Origin of the sequence: Thermoactinomyces vulgaris (genome assembly GCF_003688725.1) — a bacterium.
Lineage (GTDB): Bacteria > Bacillota > Bacilli > Thermoactinomycetales > Thermoactinomycetaceae > Thermoactinomyces > Thermoactinomyces vulgaris.
Genome location: NZ_REFP01000007.1, coordinates 71,419 through 91,216 on the forward strand (window position 1 = coordinate 71,419; position 19,798 = coordinate 91,216).

Annotated in this window: 16 protein-coding genes and 1 riboswitch; of the genes, 5 read left to right on the plus strand and 11 right to left on the minus strand. The window is 48.0% G+C overall.

Going from position 1 to position 19,798, the window contains the following annotated elements; translation table 11 throughout:
- Window positions 1-174 precede the first annotated feature (174 nt).
- Both ATH33_RS00695 and mgtE read right to left on the minus strand, forming a co-directional pair.
- Window positions 175-1,476: a M14 family metallopeptidase gene (locus tag ATH33_RS00695; RefSeq protein WP_121873940.1), complete on the minus strand. Its 1,302-nt coding sequence runs from the start codon at window positions 1,474-1,476 to the stop codon at window positions 175-177.
- A gap of 275 nt (window positions 1,477-1,751) precedes the next feature.
- A complete protein-coding gene (mgtE, locus tag ATH33_RS00700) occupies window positions 1,752-3,104 on the minus strand; it encodes a magnesium transporter (RefSeq protein ID WP_037994408.1) in 1,353 nt (450 codons plus the stop codon).
- A gap of 91 nt (window positions 3,105-3,195) precedes the next feature.
- A riboswitch (M-box (ykoK) riboswitch) is annotated at window positions 3,196-3,362 on the minus strand.
- Window positions 3,363-3,654: 292 nt separating this feature from the next.
- Here mgtE and ATH33_RS00705 point away from each other — a divergent pair.
- Window positions 3,655-5,058, plus strand: a complete 1,404-nt coding sequence (locus ATH33_RS00705; protein WP_037994410.1) for a SpoVR family protein — start codon at window positions 3,655-3,657, stop codon at window positions 5,056-5,058.
- A gap of 43 nt (window positions 5,059-5,101) precedes the next feature.
- Here the strand turns inward: ATH33_RS00705 and ATH33_RS00710 are convergent, their stop codons facing one another.
- On the minus strand, window positions 5,102-8,773 hold the full coding sequence (locus ATH33_RS00710) for a WIAG-tail domain (RefSeq protein WP_121873941.1): 3,672 nt from the start codon (window positions 8,771-8,773) through the stop codon (window positions 5,102-5,104).
- 210 nt (window positions 8,774-8,983) lie between these two features.
- On the opposite strand from ATH33_RS00710, the gene ATH33_RS00715 reads away from it, so the two are divergent.
- Window positions 8,984-9,658 (plus strand): C40 family peptidase, encoded by a 675-nt coding sequence (locus tag ATH33_RS00715; RefSeq protein WP_165489706.1) that lies wholly within the window; start codon window positions 8,984-8,986, stop codon window positions 9,656-9,658.
- Window positions 9,659-9,763: 105 nt separating this feature from the next.
- Here ATH33_RS00715 and ATH33_RS00720 read toward each other — a convergent pair whose 3' ends face one another.
- From ATH33_RS00720 to ATH33_RS00740, 5 genes are read right to left on the minus strand one after another with little or no spacing between them, the layout of a single operon-like run.
- Complete coding sequence (locus ATH33_RS00720) at window positions 9,764-10,261, minus strand: GNAT family N-acetyltransferase (RefSeq protein ID WP_049719764.1); 498 nt, start codon at window positions 10,259-10,261, stop codon at window positions 9,764-9,766.
- Window positions 10,258-11,580, minus strand: a complete 1,323-nt coding sequence (locus ATH33_RS00725) for a YheC/YheD family endospore coat-associated protein (RefSeq protein ID WP_121873943.1) — start codon at window positions 11,578-11,580, stop codon at window positions 10,258-10,260. Before ATH33_RS00725 ends, ATH33_RS00720 begins: the two co-directional genes overlap by 4 nt.
- Window positions 11,581-11,600: 20 nt before the next feature.
- Window positions 11,601-12,968, minus strand: coding sequence for a YheC/YheD family endospore coat-associated protein (locus tag ATH33_RS00730; RefSeq protein WP_121873944.1), 1,368 nt, complete (start codon window positions 12,966-12,968; stop codon window positions 11,601-11,603).
- A 10-nt stretch (window positions 12,969-12,978) separates the two neighbouring features.
- Window positions 12,979-14,079 carry a YheC/YheD family endospore coat-associated protein gene (locus tag ATH33_RS00735; RefSeq protein WP_037998113.1) on the minus strand — a complete coding sequence of 367 codons (1,101 nt, stop codon included), beginning with the start codon at window positions 14,077-14,079 and terminating at the stop codon, window positions 12,979-12,981.
- The gene (locus ATH33_RS00740; protein WP_052186903.1) at window positions 14,076-15,500 is read right to left on the minus strand and encodes a YheC/YheD family endospore coat-associated protein; all 1,425 of its coding nucleotides are present in this window, start codon (window positions 15,498-15,500) and stop codon (window positions 14,076-14,078) included. Before ATH33_RS00740 ends, ATH33_RS00735 begins: the two co-directional genes overlap by 4 nt.
- 232 nt (window positions 15,501-15,732) lie before the next feature.
- Between ATH33_RS00740 and ATH33_RS00745 the strand changes: the two genes are divergently transcribed.
- The 3 genes from ATH33_RS00745 (at window position 15,733) to ATH33_RS00755 (ending at window position 18,331) form a co-directional block, all read left to right on the plus strand.
- Window positions 15,733-16,422: a metal-dependent hydrolase gene (locus ATH33_RS00745; RefSeq protein WP_037998109.1), complete on the plus strand. Its 690-nt coding sequence runs from the start codon at window positions 15,733-15,735 to the stop codon at window positions 16,420-16,422.
- A 192-nt stretch (window positions 16,423-16,614) separates the two neighbouring features.
- On the plus strand, window positions 16,615-16,881 hold the full coding sequence (locus ATH33_RS00750) for a hypothetical protein (RefSeq protein WP_062842867.1): 267 nt from the start codon (window positions 16,615-16,617) through the stop codon (window positions 16,879-16,881).
- 139 nt (window positions 16,882-17,020) lie between these two features.
- Window positions 17,021-18,331, plus strand: a complete 1,311-nt coding sequence (locus ATH33_RS00755) for a DRTGG domain-containing protein (RefSeq protein ID WP_037997643.1) — start codon at window positions 17,021-17,023, stop codon at window positions 18,329-18,331.
- Window positions 18,332-18,405: 74 nt separating this feature from the next.
- On the opposite strand, the gene ATH33_RS00760 is transcribed toward ATH33_RS00755, so the two are convergent.
- From ATH33_RS00760 to ATH33_RS00770, 3 genes are all read right to left on the minus strand, one after another.
- The gene (locus ATH33_RS00760; protein ID WP_037997641.1) at window positions 18,406-18,720 is read right to left on the minus strand and encodes a YtpI family protein; all 315 of its coding nucleotides are present in this window, start codon (window positions 18,718-18,720) and stop codon (window positions 18,406-18,408) included.
- Between the two features lie 123 nt (window positions 18,721-18,843).
- Window positions 18,844-19,380 carry a sporulation membrane protein YtrI gene (locus ATH33_RS00765; RefSeq protein ID WP_037997638.1) on the minus strand — a complete coding sequence of 179 codons (537 nt, stop codon included), beginning with the start codon at window positions 19,378-19,380 and terminating at the stop codon, window positions 18,844-18,846.
- Window positions 19,381-19,383: 3 nt separating this feature from the next.
- Window positions 19,384-19,713, minus strand: a complete 330-nt coding sequence (locus ATH33_RS00770; protein WP_037997636.1) for a YtrH family sporulation protein — start codon at window positions 19,711-19,713, stop codon at window positions 19,384-19,386.
- Between the last annotated feature and the right edge of the window lie 85 nt (window positions 19,714-19,798).

Here is a 19,798-nt window from a genome sequence, read left to right on the forward strand (position 1 = left end):
CAATATGGCAAAAATGAATATTTTCTTATCCGGAATATGCTCCACGATAAATTCCCACATGGTATCACCTTCATGGTTAGTGTGTTTCAATGTTTTGTTTTTCATGCGCAAAAAAAGACGGCCGGACATGGGCCGTCACAGATTTTGTGAGAAAGGATCTTAAATCTTATATTGTTAATCCTTAGCTTGGCAATATTGTGCCTCTTTTCCGATGACCCGATAGGGACAATCGGCTTGTTCCGCCAGATAAAGAGCCGCTTCCCGGTTCCGTTCCGTTTCGCGTTCAATGACTTCATCCGGTGGATAAAAGCCTCCGCCGGAGGTTCCTTTCGGATACATTTCAAACGTGAAGGCGAAGATGTTATGTTCGCCGTATGCCCAGTCGGTCATGTCTCCATCCGTGATGTACAAGTCGCTGGATTGTTGGGGGGTGTAACCGTTGGTTTCAGCCATGGTTTCCCCCATGGTTTTAAATACCTGATAATCATCAGCGCTCATGTCATCCGGGGTGTTTTCGTAGGTGTATCCGTAGGGCCACAAGATCAATTCGCTGTAGGTGTGAAAACTGATGGCCGTTTTGATTTGCTGTTCCCCGTTGATCACCCGGCTGTTGACGAAATCGCGGAGAGCAGCAGTTTCCGGTGCGGAAAAAGGAGCTTGTCCGCGATAGGTTTCACTGGACGGATTGCTGCTGGAACCTCCGCAACAACCCCACTGGTAACCGTAGTTCCGGTTCAAGTCGGTGCCGATGGAGGAAGATCCGCTGTTGGGCTGGCGATTTTTGCGCCAGTATTGGTATTTGCCGGTGGAGATGTCGTACTCTCCCCCGTCGGGGTTCATATTAAAGAGGATGTAGATTTCCCGGGAATCGACAATCTCTTTGATTCTCGGATCGGTGGCATAATTGTCGGTGTACAGGTGGAGCAGATAAAGAGCCATTTCAACGGTTAAATGTTCGCGGGCATGATGCAGGGAGGCGTAGAGAACTTCCGGCTCGTCTTCATCCTCTTGAACGTTGTCGCTGATCTTCACCGCCCACAGGTCACGGTTTTCATATGATTTTCCAATGCTGAATTTGCGGACGATGTCGCCGTGATCGGAAACGGCTTGATCAATCTCTTTAACCATTTCGTCATAGTTGTGGTAGCGGGAGTCGGCATCGGGGAAATCGAGGGTTCCCAACACCGGCTCGGCTTTGGGTTGAAAGCCTTTTTCTTTCAGGCTTTTCAGTTCCGTGTCGGTTGCAAGCACTCTCACATAATCCGCTCCGACCTCTTCGATGGATGCACCGGTCCGGGCAATTTCGGTTCGTTGTTCTTTGCTTTTGACTTCAGGGATGTGGTAGAATCCGGTGGTGGAAAAACGGTTTTCATCCAAGGATTCTGTTGCGCTGTTGACAAAGCCGGTCATCGGAAAGGCCGCCAAAAGCATCAGGGAGACAGTCAGGGAAAACCACCGTTTTTTACGGGAAAGCATGGGAACAAAGGCACTCCTTTCAAAAATATAATGAATTGGATAAAGATTGAAACTATTCAATTGATAAAAGAAGGCAATCTTTATCCATATGAATAATTCTATGTAAAAATATCAAAACCTTCTGAAATTCTTTTTTCTTGCATACTAAAAGGCAGGTGCTTTTGGTTTGGTCCTGTTGTTGTTTCACAGAGGATTAACCAAAGGCACCTGCCTTCATCTCCTGATCAGAACTTTGATCGGTACTCAAAGTTTCATCAACCTCGATTCATCAGATTTTAAAGTTCCAATATCATTTTGGCAATCGTCATGTAAATGATCAATCCGGTTCCATCCACCAAGGTGCTGATCAATGGTCCGGAAACGACCGCCGGGTCTGCTTTCAGCCGGCTCAGGATCAGCGGCAATGCTGCGGAAACCACGGACGACCAGATGACAATAAACATCGCAGCCAACGCGACCACATAAGCCACGTCAAAGGTGACGCCCATGATCCAAGCCCGGATAAAGCCGATCAGTCCCAGCGACATGCCGAGAAACATTCCGGTGAGGAGTTCTTTTTTGATGACACGGAACAAATCTTGAAACTTGACTTCCCCGACACCGAGGGCCCGGATCAGTGTGGTGACAATTTGCGAACCGGTGTTTCCGCCTGTCCCGATTAACAAAGGGATAAAAAAGGATAGGGCAACCACTTGATCCAGCGTGCTCTGGTAACTTTCCAAAACTGTTGCGGTATAAGCACCTCCGACAAACAAAATGAAGAGCCAGACAATCCGTTTCCGGTATAAACTCCAGATGGAGGTTTTGAAGTAAGGTTCGGTCAACGGTTGGCTTCCTCCGATTTTTTGGATGTCTTCGGTTGCTTCTTCCTGAATGACCTCGACCACATCATCGTAGGTGACGATTCCGATCAACCGGTGTTGCCGGTCCACGACGGGTACGGCATAAAAACCGTAACGGGACAAAACCGATGCGACCTCTTCCTGTCCGGTTTCGGCCGGAACGGAAATGATATCGGTTTTGGCGATGTCGGAAAGCGGGGTTTTCGGATCGGCCAAAATGATTTCTTTGAGTGAAGCCACGCCAAAAAGTTTGCCACGTTGGTCGGTGACATAGATGTAGGAGACAATCTCCGCTTCATAACCCACTTTCCGGATGTGCCGGATGGTTTGTTCCCCCGTCCAATAGGCCCGGGCCGATACATAATCCACTGTCATCAAGCCGCCGGCCGTATCCTCCGGATAAGTCATTAGCTGTTTGATCTTTTTCCGGTAATCCGCCGGGAGCAGCCGTTGCAACTTTTCGGCTTGCAGCGGGTGGATGGCGAGCAGGAGGTCCACCACCATGTCACTGGACATTTGCTTGATCAATAACGAGGTGACCGTTTCGTCCATGCGGCTCAGCAACTCATAGGTTCTTTCCGGCTCGAGATATTCCAAAACTTCCGCGGCATGAGCCAAAGATAAATGGGTGATGAGTTCCCGTTGGAGATCCACATCCAAATCTCGGAAAATCTCGGCCAAATCGTATGGTTGCATTTGGCGCAAAAGCTCCAACAAGCGCGTTTCTTTTTTTTCGGAGCAGAACAGGTTTTGCAACTCTTCCTTGACGAAAGCTGCTTGACTCATCTCGTTTCCCCCCTTTTATAAAATAAAAAACTCCCACTGACGATGAGAGCGGGAGACAGAGCAAAACAAGCCCATTGAAGCATGAGCCGGCCTTTATCTCCCTCATCGAGCTTTGGCACTGCACGGCATAGGTTGTAACAACCAGCTACATTAGAAAAGACCTTCGTTCCGATCTTTTCTGCTGACCCATTGGCGTCTCTCGACATTTTTGGGCAGTAGCGTATCTCCGAACAGGAACCTCACCTAACAGAGATAAAACCATGACAATATAAGGTTTTGAACGTTGTCAAGTATAACGCTTGGCAGAAAGGGTTGTCAATTGATCTTGTGTTGAAATTTCTTAAAGGACATATTGTCATTATATTTTATTAAACAAGGGCGGGGAGGGTGCCATCCTGCAACCGGAAAGATTGAATTTTTACGGAAAATTTAGTAAAATATACTTATATATTAATATAAATTTCGTTCTTCCATGAAAGCAGTCGTTCCAGTTCTATGTGGGTCTGAATCAGATATAGAAAGGAATTCCTTTTCGGGAAGGAGATGCGAGATGAGTGTGGACCACAAGGCGTTGGAACGGGCGATTGCCGAAATCACAGAGATAGCCAAGGGTTTCGGGCTTGATTTTTATCCGATGAGATACGAAATTTGTCCGGCAGACATTATATATACTTTTGGTGCCTATGGCATGCCGACGCGGTTTTCACATTGGAGCTTCGGCAAAGCTTTTCACAAAATGAAACTGCAATACGATTTAAATTTAAGCAAAATTTATGAATTGGTCATTAACTCTAATCCTTGCTATGCTTTTTTGCTCAAGGGAAACAGCTTGACGCAAAACAAAATGATCGTGGCTCATGTCCTGGCGCATTGCGACTTTTTTAAGAACAACGTCCGTTTTTCGGCAACTTCCAGAGACATGGTGGAGACAATGGCCGCCAGCGCGGAGCGGATCCGCCAATATGAAATGAAGTACGGGAAAGAAGTGGTGGAGGAATTTTTGGATCATGCCCTCGCCATTCAAGAGCACATCAATCCGAGCCTGTTGGATTTAAAAGCCAACCGGAAGAAAGCGAATCCGTCAACCCCTTCCAAACCTTCCACTCCTTATGATGACTTGTGGGAATTGGATCAACCGGAAAAACACCCGAAGCCTTCTCCAAAAAAGAAACAATTCCCTGAACAGCCGGAAAAAGATTTGGTTCTGTTTTTGATGAAACACAGCCGGGTGCTGGAAGATTGGCATCAGGACATTTTGACCATTTTGCGCAATGAGATGTTGTATTTCTGGCCGCAGCTGGAAACCAAAATCATGAATGAAGGTTGGGCCTCCTACTGGCACATCCGCATCATGCGCGAGTTGGATTTGAATGAAGAAGAGGCGATTGAATTTGCCGGTTTGAATGCCTCTGTCTTGCAACCTTCCAAAACATCCATCAATCCGTATTACCTGGGATTGAAGATGTTTGAAGACATTGAACGCCGGTGGGATCATCCAACCGAAAAAGAGCAGAGGGAGTTGGGGATGAAGCCCGGGCAAGGGCGGAAAAAAATCTTTGAAGTCCGTGAGTTGGATTCCGATATTTCCTTTTTGCGGAATTACCTGACCGAAGAGTTGGTGGAAAAACTGGATTTGTATGTATTCCAACGCAAAGGCGACGAGTGGAAAATCACGGACAAAAACTGGGAGTCGGTCCGGGATGAGCTGGTGATGAGCCGGATCAACGGGGGACATCCGTTCATTGTGGTGAAAGACGGGGATTATGCGGAAAACGGAGGGTTGTATTTGCTCCACCGGTATGAAGGCGTTGAGTTGGATACGAAATATCTGGAAAAAACGTTGCCGCATGTTTATGCATTATGGGGCCGCCCGGTCTATTTGGAGACAGTGATTGAAGAGAGAAAAGTGGTTTTTTGTTATAACGGGAAAAAATGCACACGGCGCTATTTGTGAAAAAATGTCCGCTTCAATTCGGGGTTGAAGCGGACATTTTTGTTTATTCACCGGAACGCGGCTCCTCCTGTTGAGCATCTTCTGTTCCGGCTTCCGATCCGGTTTCCGGCTCCTCTTTACCCCGGGTTTTCATTTCCTCTTTATCCGGCGTTTCCGTTTCTTCTTCTTCCAGCTGTTTTTCTTCCCCGGTTGTTTCGGTTTCCGCGATGTCCGTTGCAGAGGAAATGGTTAACGGGAGAAAGGGTTGGACCGGGTCATCCGTTAATGGGTTGTGGTTTTGTTCATCTTCTTCTTCCTGTTTCACCGTTTTTGGATGATGGTCGGAATTGGCGTTTTCCGGTTTTTTCTCTTCGCTTGCGACATTGTCTGTGTCCGGAACCGGGATGGCGGCAGGAATGTCATCCACCGGGGTTTGTCGGGCGAACCAGTGAAGCAATCCTTCGATGGAGGTCGTGGATTCATGATTGCGGTCGATTTGGATGACAAAGTGGTCGGCGTGATTTTCTTTCAGTGTCACCAGGCATTCCGGATGATTGGTGATGGCCACGACGGCATAGGGCGATTTAATCGGAGTGGCCAACGGGATTTGAAACGTCCGTCCGGACATATTTTCTTCCAGTTGGAAGCGGGCAATGCCTGAAACCGTGGCAGGTTGTTCATCCGCAAGGAGCGGACGGAAATTCAATTTCTCCAAGCCGATGCTTTGATCAGCGATTTTTTCGGTGGTCACTGCTTGGTCCGTCAGATGTTCCGCAGAAATGGCGCCGGATTCAATGTGTGTTCCCTGGATTTGTTTTTTGGCGATGTGGCAGGACAAAATCGCATCATCGTTGATATGGCGGGGGAAGATGGACTGGGATGCCAACTTGTCGGAATGAACGGCTTGATCTTGAAGCAGATCGGTTGAAATGGCTCCTTGCTCAATGTGCATTTCCTGGATTTGCCGTTGGGCAATGTGCCAGGAGCGCACGGAATCATCTGCGATATGGCGCGGCAAGATGGAATGCGAAGCCAGTTTGCCGGCATCGACCGCGTCATCTTGAAGATGGGCTTTGGTGATGGCTTCTTCTTGGATGTGCCGGCCGGAGACGGCCGTATCTTCAATATGGTGGCCTTGGATTTGCTCTTTTTCAATGTGCCGGGACAAAACGGCACCGGCTGAAATGTGCGGGGACAAGATTGCATTTTGGGCCAGATGGCGGGCCGCGATGGCTTCATCCTGGATGTGTCCGGATGCCACGGATTGTTCCGCGATATGCTTCGACTCGATTTGCTTTTCCTGAATATGCCCGGATTGAATGGCCTCTTCTTGGATGTGCCGGCCGGAGACGGCTGTATCTTCAATATGGTGGCCTTGGATCTGTTCTTTTCTGATATGACGTGACAAAACGGCACCGGCTGAGATGTGCAATGACCCGACAGCTTCCTCGTTCAGATGATGTTCGCAAATCGAGTTTTCATCCAGGTGTCCGCTTTGGATCTGTTGTTCCCCGATGTGGTGAGACAAAACGGATGCGGCGGACAGATGCCGGGACGATATGGAGTCGGATGTCAAATGCCGGGAAGAAACCGTTTCATCACAGAGCAGCTCCCCGGAAATGGATTGTTCCTGAATGTGCCGGGCGCTGATTTGCTTATCCTGAATATGCTCGGCGTTGACGGCTTTATCTTGAATATGACGGGATTTGATCTGGTGATTGGCGATTTTTTCGCTGACGATGGCATGGTCTTTTAAATGGTCCGTGTGAATTTCGCCGTGTTTCAGATGTTTTGCGTTGATTGCCCCGTCCTCAATGTGATTTTCGCCGATGGATTGGTCTTGCAGATGGTGGCTTTGGATCTGCTTTTCCCCGATATGCCGGGATAATACGGCTTCAGCGTCAAGATGTCGGGATTCGACCGATTTTTCTCCAAGGTTGCGGGCATGGATCGCTTCATTTTGGATCAGTTCGTTGGAAATGGACTGGTCTTTGATGTGCTCCGGACCAATTTGTTTTTCCCGGATGTGGCGGGAGGTGACGGATTCGCTGTGGAGATGGCGGGAATCGATTTCGCCTTCTCCGATTTTTTCTGCGGTCACTGCTTGATCTTTCAAATGCCGTGTGTGAATTTGCCCGTTTTTGATGTGATGGTCCTCAATGGACTGATCCGCAATATGTTGGTTTTCGATGACGGAGTGGTCCAGTTTTTCTTTGGTGATGGCTCCGTCGACGATGTGGGTGGACTGGACGGAAAAAGGTGCGATGTGATGGCCGCTGATGGTGGCGGATCCGATGTGTTTTCCCTGAATGCTTTCATTGGCCAGTTTATCCCCGTAGACGGATTCGTCCGCCAGATGTTTGTGTTGGATTTGCCCCCGGTCAATGTGTCTGGACTGGATGATCTGTTCTCCCAGATGTTCCCGCAAAATGGTGTGGTGTCCGATTTTTTCGGACGTGACGCATCCGTTGGCCAGTTTGTTCGAAGTGATGGCAAAGTCGTTGATTTTGTCGGTGGATACCGATTCCGGAGCCAGTTTGGAAGTGGAAATCGAATGGTCGATCAACTTGGAACCGGAAATGGAATGATTGGCCAAATGTTGCTCATTGATGCTTGCTTCCTGGATGTGGCGTTTGTTGATGCTGTTTTCTTGCAGGTGTTCTTCGCCGATGATTTTCCTGTTCAGATGTTTTTCCTGAATGGCGCCTTCGGCAATGGCTTCGGCATGGACACTGTTTGGGGCGATGTGTTGTTCTTTGACGGAATCCGGGGTCAAATGTTCATGGGTGATGATGCCCGGCTGCAAATGATCTTTGTGAATGGATTGATTTCGGATTTGTTGTCCGGTGATGGATTGATGGGTGATTTTTTCCCCCGGGATGGATTGTTCCCCGAAATGGTGGGGGCTGATGGCTTTTTCCTGAATGTGGGAACCTTGAATGGAGCCGGGTTGAATGTGTTGGGATTCGATGGATTGAGATGCGATTTTGTCGCTGGTGACAGCGCCGTTTTGCAATTTGCTTTCGGAGACGGATTCATCGGCCAGTTTTGCTTGGTTCACGACTTCGTTTTCCAAATGAATGGTGCGGATGGAACCGCTTTTTAATTTTTCGCCGCTGATGGACTGATCGGCCAAATGCTCATTTAAAATATGGCCCAGTGACAAATGTTTGCTTTGGATCGAGCGTTCTTTGAGTTTGCTTTCATTGATGCTGCCGTCTGATAATTTGCTGCCGGGAATTTCATTGTCTTTAATGTGTTTGGCTTGAATGGAATCTTTTTTGATGTGGCTTCCTTCAATGGAATCATGATCCAGATGGAAGGAGCGGACTGCATTTTTGGCAATTTTTTGTGAGGTGACGGCTTCATTTTTCAATTTGGATTCGGTTACGGCCGCCTGTTCAAGGTGATCGGTGCCAATGCTGTCCGGTTTGATCTTTTTCCCGCTGATCGACTGGTTGGCGATTTTTTCCTCCGTGACGGCGGCGTCGGCGATGTCATTGGTGTAAATCGGCGAATGGCTTTGCCGGGTCTGGGTGGATGAAGTTTTTAAAGGTTTGGATAAATCGGACAGTTCCGCGGTGTTTTCCATGTCTTCCAACAGACCGGTTTTGTTCCGTTTCTTTTTCAATTCTGCTTGCTCCAATTGAATGAGTTCCTCCAAAATTCGTTCATCGGCCATGTAAGGAGAGGGACGTTCCCTTTTTTTGGCTGAATGAGACTTTCTCTTCTTCAAAGGTCGTACTCCTTTCTATCGGGCATTTTCCACTCTCTTTTAGGTATATGCATCAAAATGAAAAATGGAAACATGTCAAATCAAAATCGCACAACGCCAGTATTCATCGGGTTTCCTAAGAATAACCATTTATTACATATTAAAGGAGCGTGGATTTATGTTAGTATGAACCTAGCTTTGGGAGCGGCAAAAATGGAAGAGGAGGATTTGATGCAAAACAGTAAAAAATTTATTAAATTGGGAATTACTGTCGCAGCATCTCTTGTGATTTCTACAGGACTTCCGGCAGGCATCACACATGCCGCCACTTTGGAAACGGCCAACCATTCCTTGATTTCCCAGATTTTCAAACAGTTTGGTTGGGCGTTCAAGGGAAAAACGGCAAATGCACAGCCTGAAAATCCGGAAGCTTCAGAACCGTCCGGACAAACCACGGTTCCTGAAAACCAAACTGGACAAGCACCGTCCGATAACGGGCAAACGGATACAGAACAAACAGCTACGACCAAAGCAGACCAGATTATTGCAACAGGAGAAAAATATTTGGGAACACCTTACCAGTTTGGCGCTAAATCAGGACAAACCAAAACCTTTGATTGTTCTTCTTTCGTTCAACATGTGTTTAAAGAAAACGGCATTGATCTGCCGCGTAACTCCCGTCAACAATCAACGGTTGGACAAACGGTTCCTTTCAGTGAAATCCAAAAGGGGGATTTGTTGTTCTTTGAGCTGAGCAGCAATCCGGGACGGATCGGCCATGTGGGCATTTATGCCGGGAACAACAAAATCTTGCATACCTGGGGACCGGGTGGTGTCCGGTATGACGATTTGTCCGACCGCTGGTTGAAAGAAGGGTTTGTCAAAGCCCAACGTGTGATTCAGTAAACGTGTGATTCGGTAAATTCGGAAAAAACATCCGTTGAAAATATTCGTTGTCGCTCCAACGAATGAAAATGACTGCTCAGATCTTGTTTCTGAGCAGTCATTTGTTTAATTTTCCGGAACCGGGATTCTGACAGACGGTTCGGATTTCTTCAACACGTCCGCCGGATCGAAATTTCCCCCGCCCAGCCAGAGGGTGTCTTTTCCGGTCGGGCCTTTACATAGCGAAAAAGCCATCAATCCGCATGAAAAACACAGTTTTAAGCTGGGGATGTTGTCGGAAGCGACCCGGGCATATACTTTCCCCAAGGATTGGATCGCTTGCTTCAAAAGTTGTTCCCCCACCCGTTTCCGGCGGTAATCCGGATGGACCGCGATGAAAGATTCTTCAATTCCGTAGTTTCCAAAGACAATGATTCCCGCCACTTTTTTTTCGTCATAAGCGGCGGCGATATAAGTTCCTTCCTTCAATTCTCCAGGCGTCAACCGGTGGAACCACCGCATCGCCTGATGGGTGATTCTCCCGTCTCCGTATCGTCTCAAAAAGCGGAGCAGGGGTTTTCGGATCCGCTCCAACGATTGCGGCGGAAATGCATGAATTTTCATGTCGCCGTCCCCTCCGATGTATGTGAAAATCCGCTCAGGTACAATGAGTATTCAATCAAACGGCGCAAAGACCGTCTCCGGATGTTGGGTTCGTCAAATTTCATCGGCTTGGAATTGGCCTCAAAGATCCAAAGGCTTCCGTCTTTTTCAATGCCGAGATCCATCGACATTTCCCCCAGGAGGGCGTTTTGTTGGTTTTCAATCCACCGGGCGGTCCGGATGCCGACTTGTTCGATCCGTTCTTTGATACGATCTGTTTCGCTGCCAAACACGGATTGAAGTACCGTGTCGATTTTTTCGATGTGCCCTCCCATGGGAACATGGGTGGAAATTGCCCGTTCGCCGGCCACCCGGACCCCCATCCCTGATAACCCCCATCGGCCGGTGCCGTTTTTCTGGAGCAAAATGCGGATGTCAAACGGATGGCCGTGAAAGGTGGCCAACGGGATGCCTTGTTGCAAAATATAGGCGGTTTTTTGTTTCAGCCGGTTGTACAAATCCCAAACTTCTTTCAGGGTCCGCACCCGGTATTTCTTTTTTTCCCTGGTGGTCTGGTAGGAGAGTTCATAGTGCTGCTTTTTTTTGTCAAGGCGCATCATTTTGATGCCGGCTTTTCCTTCGACCGGTTTAAAATAAAGAACCGGATGTTTGGCGGCCATGCGCTCCAATTGTTCCATGTGGTGAAGCCGGACGGTTTCCGGTAACAGCCGGTGTAAGTCGGGAGAAGCGGCAAGCTGTTGGTACAGCGTCCATTTGTCAAAAAAGCCGGGGTTAAACAGGTAAACGCCCGGCATTTGCTGCAGTTGCCGGATGGTTTGCCGGACTTCCGGGGTTTTTTCAATCATCCGGTTGGGGATGCGATTGTACACGACATTCGGGAAGGGCAGCCGGGCCGCTTTCCACCGCGGTTTCACCGAATGAGGATCCAGCAGATATCCGTTGACGGTGGAATGGTTGCCGATGCCTTGGGGCGTAAGGACAAACACGGTGACGCCCATTTCTCTTCCCGTCCGGATCAAGTCGGCGAAATTTTGGTGATTTCCTCCAAACGGCTTTTTATTGTTTGAGGTTAATATGGCGACAAAAGGACCGGCTTGATAATGATTCTTCCGGGACAAATGCCTGAGGCGGGCGGGCGTGTGATGGGATTGGCTGGGCCTGCCGTGGGGGTTGAATCTGATTTTCGCTTTCGTGTGACGGCCGATAATGGCAGAAACCATGCCGGGAAACTGTTTTTTTGGATATCGTCTGAGCGGAACAAATTCCAGGGTGTTTTTGTTTGGTACGATGGACAGCCAGCCGGCTTTGGGTAATTTCATAAGATGGCGCTCCCCCTTTGTTAAATGAAGTTGGTCAGATTTAAACAATAATCGGTTATATATTTTGCAGACATGCGCCCGGCTTCGCGCAAACTCGGATGCAAGAAGATGTGCCTGCCCGGTTTGGCATTCACTTCAAAAAGCCAAACGCGGCCGTTGCGGTCCACCCCGATGTCCAGCCCCAACTCTCCCAGGGTTCCGTCAATCTGTTCTTCCAATGTTTCGGCAATGGTGATGGCGGAGCGGATGATCATTTTTTTCACTTCAGAGGCATGCTGATGGAATGTTTTAAGAAGCAGTTCATCCGTCCGGATGATGGAGCCTCCGGTCCTGACATGTGTTGTGACGCAACCGAAACCGGCTGCCTTGGAGCCGATGGCAACCACTTTCCAGTGCCCTTTGCTGTCTTTGTGCATGTGAACACGGAAATCGACAGGTCGGTGGTTATTCCGGATCAACCGGATCCCCTGCTGAACGAGATATTTTTTGAACCGGGGAGAGTGGATGCTGCCAAAATAATGGCTGATTAACGCTTTTAAAGACCGGAACAGGTGAAGGACGTTTTTGTTCCCTTTGTGGAACCGGCAATAGTAACCTTTTCCCGGGTGGTAAGTGATGCGGAAAATCCCCAGCCCCAAACTGCCGCCACTGGGCTTTAAATAGACCATCCGATGCTCTTTCAGCATTCTTTCCATGATCTCCAGAGTGGGGGGCATGTAAGTTTCGGGCATGAAAGTGGATGTTGCCGGATGGTGGTTCAGCATCTGATGGATGGACCATTTGTTGAAAAAGCCTTGGTTGAAGATTTTGCAAGCGGTGTTTTTTTTGAAGCGGTTTAAACAGGACTGAACCTGGGCCATGGATTCAGCCCGGCGATTGGGAATCCGTTCATAAATGACATCGGGAAACGGTGAGAACAAGGGATGCCAACGATTTTGGAAGAAGTACCATCCCCGGACGGTTTGATTCTGCCAATTCACCATTTCCGGAGTAAAGACATAGATGAATGGTTTTTCGTCAAAACCCGCTTGAATGAAACTACGAAATAACTGGGTCCGGTTGCCGAAAGGTTGTTCCGGGTGGTGGCGGAAACCGGTGGTGAGGATGCCGATCACGGGTCCGAATTTCAACGTTTTGTCGGTAAACAGAGCCCGGATGGTTCCCGTGTAAGGGAAGAGCAACTGTCTGGCGACCGCCGGGGAAAGGAAAATCTTGTTTCCGGCCAGTGGAGCGATGATCACCCGGGTGATCATCGTTTTGTTTCCAAGTTGAATTTTAATGGATTGCCCGCTTTGGCATCCCCATAAATTCCCTAATGCCTGGCTGATCACAATGGCTTTGGCCGGAGTTTTGGAGTGAATTCGTATTTGGCAAAGGATTGATTTCATACTGACCCTCCTAGCTGTTCAATAAGGCATTCGCATATTGAATGGGAAACTGGATGGCACGCCGCCGCACTTCCAGTTCTCCGGTTTTTAAGAAAACGGACCGCCCGGGTTTTGAGTTGACTTCAATAATCCAGACATCTTTGTTTTCATCGATGCCGATATCGATTCCCAGCTCTACCAGAGGACCGTGACGGCTTTCGATAAACGGGGGCACGATTTCACTCAGATAGTTGATGGTCGAGGAAATTTTGGCTGCTTCTTGCGGGGTGTAATGCTGCTTTAAAAAAGGTTGGAACGGTAAAGCTTGCCCGCCGCCGTGCAAATTGGAGGTGATGGAATCGGGTTGGCCGGTCCGGATGGCATGCCCCGTTGTTTCCCATCTTTTTTGTCCGTTTTTTTGGACCAGAATCCTGACATCAAACGGGCGTCCATCCGGTGTGTTCAGCGACAAAAGAGGTTGAAGGATGTAACGGGTGTCCCGGATGGTTTGTTCCACCCAATGGCTGAGTTGGACCAGGGTTTGAAATTGAACGGAAAAAGGCCGGTTGAATTTCGTCCGCCCTTTCAGCAAGAAAGAGGAGGGGGGGATTTGTTCGATGGCGACCACTCCTCTTCCGTGACTGCCGCCATTGGGTTTGATCAAAACACGGTTATGTTTCCGGAGGAAAGAGAACAGCTCTTGTGCATGGGTCAACCGCTTGGTTTCCGGGAGATAAGTCCGGATTTCCGGATGCTCTTTCAAGATGAGATAGGTTTGGTATTTCCCGCCCAAAGCTCTTCCAAGCAACCGGATTTGCGGGTCTTGGGTGATTTTTTGAACATGGGGTTTATACTTCATATAATGCCGGGCGTTGACATAATAACAACGGTCATAGATCAAATACGGCAGCGGAACCGTCTGTTGTTTCCAACGCTGATTGTGATAATGCCAAGCCGGAACCGTTCTGGTTTTCCAATGAATCCGGCCCGGATTGAATATAAAGACTTCCAGCCCCTGCTTTTTTCCTTCGAGTGTCAGTTGTTCAAAGAATGTGTGCTCTTTAAACGGAGGGTGTTTTTGGTTGTTTCCGTAGCAAACCATTATGCCAAGCCTGTTTTTTTGATCGGTCATCGCCGTTGCCTCCTCATGATCCCGGAAGTCGTCGAAGGAGAAGGGGCGGGAGGATGTTTTCCTTGCTTGGAAAGGTATAGCACGTAGTCGATCAACCGCAACACGGACGGGCGAAAATGGCTGTTTGGATTAATCACGGTGTCATCGGTTTTGGATGGTTTGGAATTGATTTCAATCAGCCAGATTTTTCCGTGCACATCAATGGCCAGATCGATTCCGAGTTCGGCGAAATGGCCGTCGGCCAAACGTTCAAACGTTTTGGCGATGTCAAGTGCGGCGGCCCGAAGTTGGTGGATGGACGGTTTGTTTGGATAGGACAATTCCTTCAAAACATCACTTGCTTTGCGGATTGTACCTCCACGGGCCAGATTGGATACAATATGTTGAATGTTGGCAATCCGCGCAACGGAAGAAGTGATTTTCCAAACCCCTTCCTTGGTTTTTTGTGCCAAAATGCGAAAGTCTACCGGCCGGTAGTCAAATTTCATCAGCCTGAGTCCCTGTTGGGCGATGTAAGGCTGGCTTCTGATTTTTTGTTTTAACAATTTCATCAGGCTGGAATGGTTCTTCAAGGTTCGGCGAACCGTTCCCCCTGGAGTGGACAGTTGATAAATCCACCTGTTTTTGGAATGGGTTATCTTGATGATCCCGCTTCCCAGACTGCCGTTGGTCGGTTTGAGATAAACGGTGGAGTATCGTTTAAAGAGGGATAAGGCCCTCGGATCGCGGAATGAATAGGTTTCCGGCAATCGCGAACGGATTGCTTCATCTTGGACCAGGATTTGATAAACCTGTAATTTATCCAAAAACCTCTCATTAAAGATGGGGATCCGGAAAAGGTTTTTTAACAGGGACATTTTTTTCTGCAAAGATTCTTGTTGCTCGATGCGGCGTGAGTTGATGCGGTTGTAAATTACATCCGGGAGCGGGTATTTTGTACATTGCCACCGGTTTTTCTGTTTGATCCAGACGGTCGTTTCATTCCGGTTTAAATCGATGTGTTCCGGCGTGATGACAGCGACCCGGATCCCTCTCATCTGACCGGCAGTGATGCATTCATCCAGAAATTTGGTCATCAGGCCAAAAGGTTGAGCACGCTTTTCCTGTGGATGGGCATTGATCAAAATGCCAAAAACAGGTCCAAATCGCAAGCGGAGAGAATGTGCGTCAAAATGGGCCCGAATCCATGGCTGAGGGTTCATTTTCAATTGCTCGGCAAGCTCAGAGCTGATGCAAATCAGTTTATGGTTCATGCGACTGAAAGCGACTCGTCCTTTTGCGATGGCTGAACCAAATGCGACTGAGAAAACCGGGGTTTTTATCTCCAATTTTTTGGCCAAAGCCTGACTCATCACCAGATCAATGTGGTGAGGAAGCTGATGTTGCGACAAGATTTGAATTTGTACTTGTGCCAGCCCCATGACAATCCCCTTCCGCCTGTAAAATACTAATGTATGGTATGTGGGCGTCAACCGCATGGTGAATAAAACAGGCTTGGCTTCGGCGGAAGGGATGGAAAAAAAGCGGGAAAATCGTTAGGATGAAAAAGAGGGGGACTGAAGCCGGACGGGTGGAAGGATGACCTTGTCCACGGTCACGGTTTCCCGGGATGGTCAGACAGGTTGAAAGGATTGCAAAGAAGGAGGATGACGGATGAACATTACATATCACGGACATTCTTGTTTTGAAATTGAAACCCCGAAACACCGCATTGTCATTGACCCGTTTTTAAGCGGCAATCCGCTGGCGAAAGCGAAACCGGAAGAGATCAAGGCAGATTGGATTTTATTGACGCACGGTCATGACGACCACGTCGGGGATACGGTGGACATTGCCAAGCGGAATCAAGCGACCGTGATCGCCCCCCATGAATTGGCCGTCTGGCTCGGTTTCCAAGGGGTGAATGCCCATGGCATGTCCATTGGCGGAGGCTATTCGTTTGATTTTGGCCATGTCAAAATGGTGAATGCGCTGCATGGTTCCGGATTTGTCAAAAATGAAGAACAACAAATCATTTATTTGGGACCACCATCCGGTTTTGTGCTGACCTTGGAAGGTAAAACCATTTACCATGCAGGGGACACTGCGCTTTACTCTGATATGAAACTGATTGGAAGAGGAAAAGAAATCGATTTGGCCCTTCTCCCCATCGGGGACAATTTCACCATGGGGCCGGAAGATGCGCTGACGGCTGCGGAATGGATCGGGGCCAAGCATGTGATTCCGATGCATTACAACACGTTCCCGCCGATCCGGCAAGATGCCGGCGCTTTTGTGGAGAAACTGAATGCCAAAGGTATGAGCGGCAGTGTGCTTGGCGTCGGCGAAACATTCACCCTCTAAGATAACGATTTGTAAATTTACTGTAATTGACTCGTAATCTTTTTCCACTACAATAGACGAAGATGAAAACCCCCTTTGGTAGAGACGGTTTTAAAGCCGTCTCTTTTTTGTTTGCTCATAAGGCTGATAAGCCGGTGCTATATAAAAAGACAAAAGAATATATTGTTGGTAAATGGTGAGGGGGGAAGGGAATTGAAAGGTAAACGGATGATTGAACTTGGAATCAGTGTGGCCCTTTTGATCATTGCCGTCCCCAAGCTTCCCTTTGATCTCCATGGAGGGGGAGGAACGTTTTTTTCCCTGATGTGGTTGACGGGGTTATCCCTGAATATCGCGGCCAATATTTTGGAGATGAAACGGTTGTTGAAAAAAGAACGCAAAGAAAAAATGATCCGGCAATATTTCAGAATGTTGGAACTGAAGAAAACCCTAAAACACCGTCAGATCACCGGGTATTGAATCTGTTTCTTTCTATTTGGCAAGACTGTTTCTATTGCAAACAGGAAGGAGTTTTCTTGGAAAGCTCCTTTTTATTTTTTCTGTCTCCCGTTTTGTAATATAATAGGTGTAACAGTAACGGCGAAGGAAGGGAAGGCAATTGGCGACAAAGCATGAGCAAATTCTCAAATACATTGAGAGCTTGGAAGTGGGACATAAAATATCTGTACGGCAAATTGCCAAAGAATTGAACGTGAGCGATGGAACCGCTTACAGAGCGATTAAAGACGCAGAGCTCAAGGGGCTTGTCCATGCCATTGAACGGGTGGGAACGGTGCGTATTGAGAAAAAGCAACGTTCCGATATTGAAAAATTGACATATGCCGAAGTGGTCAACATTGTGGACGGAAGTGTTCTTGGCGGCCGGGCCGGTTTGCACAAGACGTTGAACCGCATGGTGATCGGAGCCATGAAATTGGAAGCCATGATGCGTTACGTGGAACCGGGGAACCTTCTCATCGTCGGAAATCGGGATAATGTGCACAGGGTTTCGCTGGAAAGAGGATCCGCCGTGCTGATTACAGGCGGGTTTGATGCAACCGATGAAGTGAAGCAGCTGGCGGACAAGCTGGAGTTGCCGGTGATCTCCAGCAGTTATGATACCTTTACGGTGGCGACGATGATCAACCGGGCGATTTATGACCGGCTGATCAAAAAAGAGATCTTGATGGTGGAAGATGTGATCAAAACATCCAATCGTCCCGTTTATCTGCGGGCGGATGACACCATTTCCCGTTTTCACGAGTTGTTGCGGGAAACCTCGCACAGCCGGTATCCGGTCACCGATGACAAAGACCGCGTGGTCGGGATGGTGACAGCGAAAGACGTGATGGGATTTCCCCCGGATGAGAAAATTGAAAAAGTGATGACCAAAAATCCGATCACGGTGAATTTAAAGACATCCCTCGCTTCCGCCGCCCATGAAATGGTGTGGGAAGGCATTGAATTGTTGCCGGTCGTGGATGATTACCGGAAAATCATCGGGGTGATCAGCCGCGAAGATGTGATCAAATCGTTGCACTATATGCAAAAACAGCCGCAAGTCGGCGAAACGATCCAGGAATTGAGTTTTCGCGGGTTCTCGGAAGAGGGAACCAATGGAGAAACCGTATTCAGCGGTCAAATCACCCCGCAAATGACGGATTCTTTGGGGATGTTAAGCACGGGGGTGTGCACCACGTTGATGACGGAGGCCGCCATTCGTGCCCTTCGCCGGAAACGGCGCGGGGATCTCACCATCCAAAATGTGACGCTTTATTTTTTAAAACCGGTTCAAATCGAAAGCAACGTAAAAATCCAACCCAAAATTTTGGATCTGGGGCGGAAACAGGCGAAAATGGATGTGGAAATGATATTGGATCAACAAGTTGTGGCCAAAGCGCTCATCACAGCGCACGCCATCGACCGTTAAAAAAAGCATGGACTTCATTGCCCATGCCGTCATGGTAAGCTCAAATCTCTTCAGGTTTGAGCCTTTTTGTTTTTTCAGGACTGTGAGGCTTCTTGTTTTTCTTGTCTCAGTTGTTTGAAATAGTGATGGTTTTTGATTCCGTAATATCCGTTGATCAGGCCCAGCACAAAAATGATGGCGATGAACACTCCCTGTATCGTTGTCGTTTGGATAGTGACAAATTGCAACAGGGCGATGGAGACAAACATGACCCCCATATGGATATTCATCCGGGCCCGGTGAAGATGTTTGGATATTCCTTGTTGGCGACGCGATAAAATGCTGTTGAAAAAAGTTCCAAAAATGCTGATGCATATCAATGAAATCAACAGGATGACAAGGGCTTCCACTGATAATACCTCCTGAAACCGCATGCGGCGTTTGGTCATGTCCAAGATGGAACAAGGCGTTTTGCCTTTACGGCTAAAATGCCGGTTTCCTTTACATCATATCGTATATCTTAAAGCATTGCATCAACCGTTCGTGTTTGCCACGTCATTGTTGAGGCTTTTGGCTTCCAGCCAGATTTTCAGCGTTTCATTGTACAACGAGACATATTTTAAGTGAACTTCCACTTTGGTGCGTTGGGTGTCATCAATGGTGACTTGTTCTTTTTCGAGGATCAGTTCAATGATATCCGGATTGTTGCTGATCCATTGCATGGATTTGTCCAGAAAGGGGGATAATTTTTTCTCGATCCGCGTTTTGACGGCGTCCGAGATAAAAGGCTGTTCGGCATCCACCTCCACAACGATTTTTTTGATTCGTTCTTCCTCGTCTTGCCGCCGGTTTCCTTTTTTGGTCAGTTGCTCAATTTCTTTCTCCAATTTCAGGATTTCTTTGTATTTTTGGTTGTTTGCATAATAGATGGTGTTTCTCTCGGAAAGCAAACCGTCCAGTTTTTGTCCGTAGACAATCAGAAAAATACTGCTGCCCGTGACAACGCCCAACAGGAACATTACAAAAGAACGGCGGTTTTTTTTCAGCATTTGCCAAACGCCATTGGACATTTTTTAAAATTCCCCTTGGATCAACCAACGAACCAGGATGGTTCCTGTGTGGGCGCCCAAAAAAGCACTGACGATAAAAATCAATTGTTGGAATGCTAAATTCAATTGTCCTCCCAAAATGGTGATTTCAAAATTTTTGATGGTGTCAAACGTTCCCCCGATGGCGGCAACCATGGCCCAGATTTTCAGCTGTTCGGACAACCGCAACATTTTGTACATCGGGTAATCATCCGCCACAAAAGCACCCAGTCCTCCCAACATGACTCCGCCCAACACAACGCCCAATGCAATCAGAAAATCCAAAATGGCTGTGGTCCAAAATTCCTGTTCCATCGCTTAACCGTCCTCCATTCGGTTTCTTCTATTCACCCTATGAGCGCTTCTTGTAAAATATGAGGACGACCTTCTTTGATATAAT

Coding starts and splice junctions, on each gene's coding strand:
- ATH33_RS00705 (WP_037994410.1), top strand. CDS start 3,655: ATGAGTGTGGACCACAAGGCGTTGGAACGGGCGATTGCCGAAATCACA.
- ATH33_RS00720 (WP_049719764.1), bottom strand. CDS start 10,261: ATGAAAATTCATGCATTTCCGCCGCAATCGTTGGAGCGGATCCGAAAA.
- ATH33_RS00715 (WP_165489706.1), top strand. CDS start 8,984: ATGCAAAACAGTAAAAAATTTATTAAATTGGGAATTACTGTCGCAGCA.
- mgtE (WP_037994408.1), bottom strand. CDS start 3,104: ATGAGTCAAGCAGCTTTCGTCAAGGAAGAGTTGCAAAACCTGTTCTGC.
- ATH33_RS00725 (WP_121873943.1), bottom strand. CDS start 11,580: ATGAAATTACCCAAAGCCGGCTGGCTGTCCATCGTACCAAACAAAAAC.
- ATH33_RS00730 (WP_121873944.1), bottom strand. CDS start 12,968: ATGAAATCAATCCTTTGCCAAATACGAATTCACTCCAAAACTCCGGCC.
- ATH33_RS00770 (WP_037997636.1), bottom strand. CDS start 19,713: ATGGAACAGGAATTTTGGACCACAGCCATTTTGGATTTTCTGATTGCA.
- ATH33_RS00765 (WP_037997638.1), bottom strand. CDS start 19,380: ATGTCCAATGGCGTTTGGCAAATGCTGAAAAAAAACCGCCGTTCTTTT.
- ATH33_RS00735 (WP_037998113.1), bottom strand. CDS start 14,079: ATGACCGATCAAAAAAACAGGCTTGGCATAATGGTTTGCTACGGAAAC.
- ATH33_RS00745 (WP_037998109.1), top strand. CDS start 15,733: ATGAACATTACATATCACGGACATTCTTGTTTTGAAATTGAAACCCCG.
- ATH33_RS00695 (WP_121873940.1), bottom strand. CDS start 1,476: ATGCTTTCCCGTAAAAAACGGTGGTTTTCCCTGACTGTCTCCCTGATG.
- ATH33_RS00740 (WP_052186903.1), bottom strand. CDS start 15,500: ATGGGGCTGGCACAAGTACAAATTCAAATCTTGTCGCAACATCAGCTT.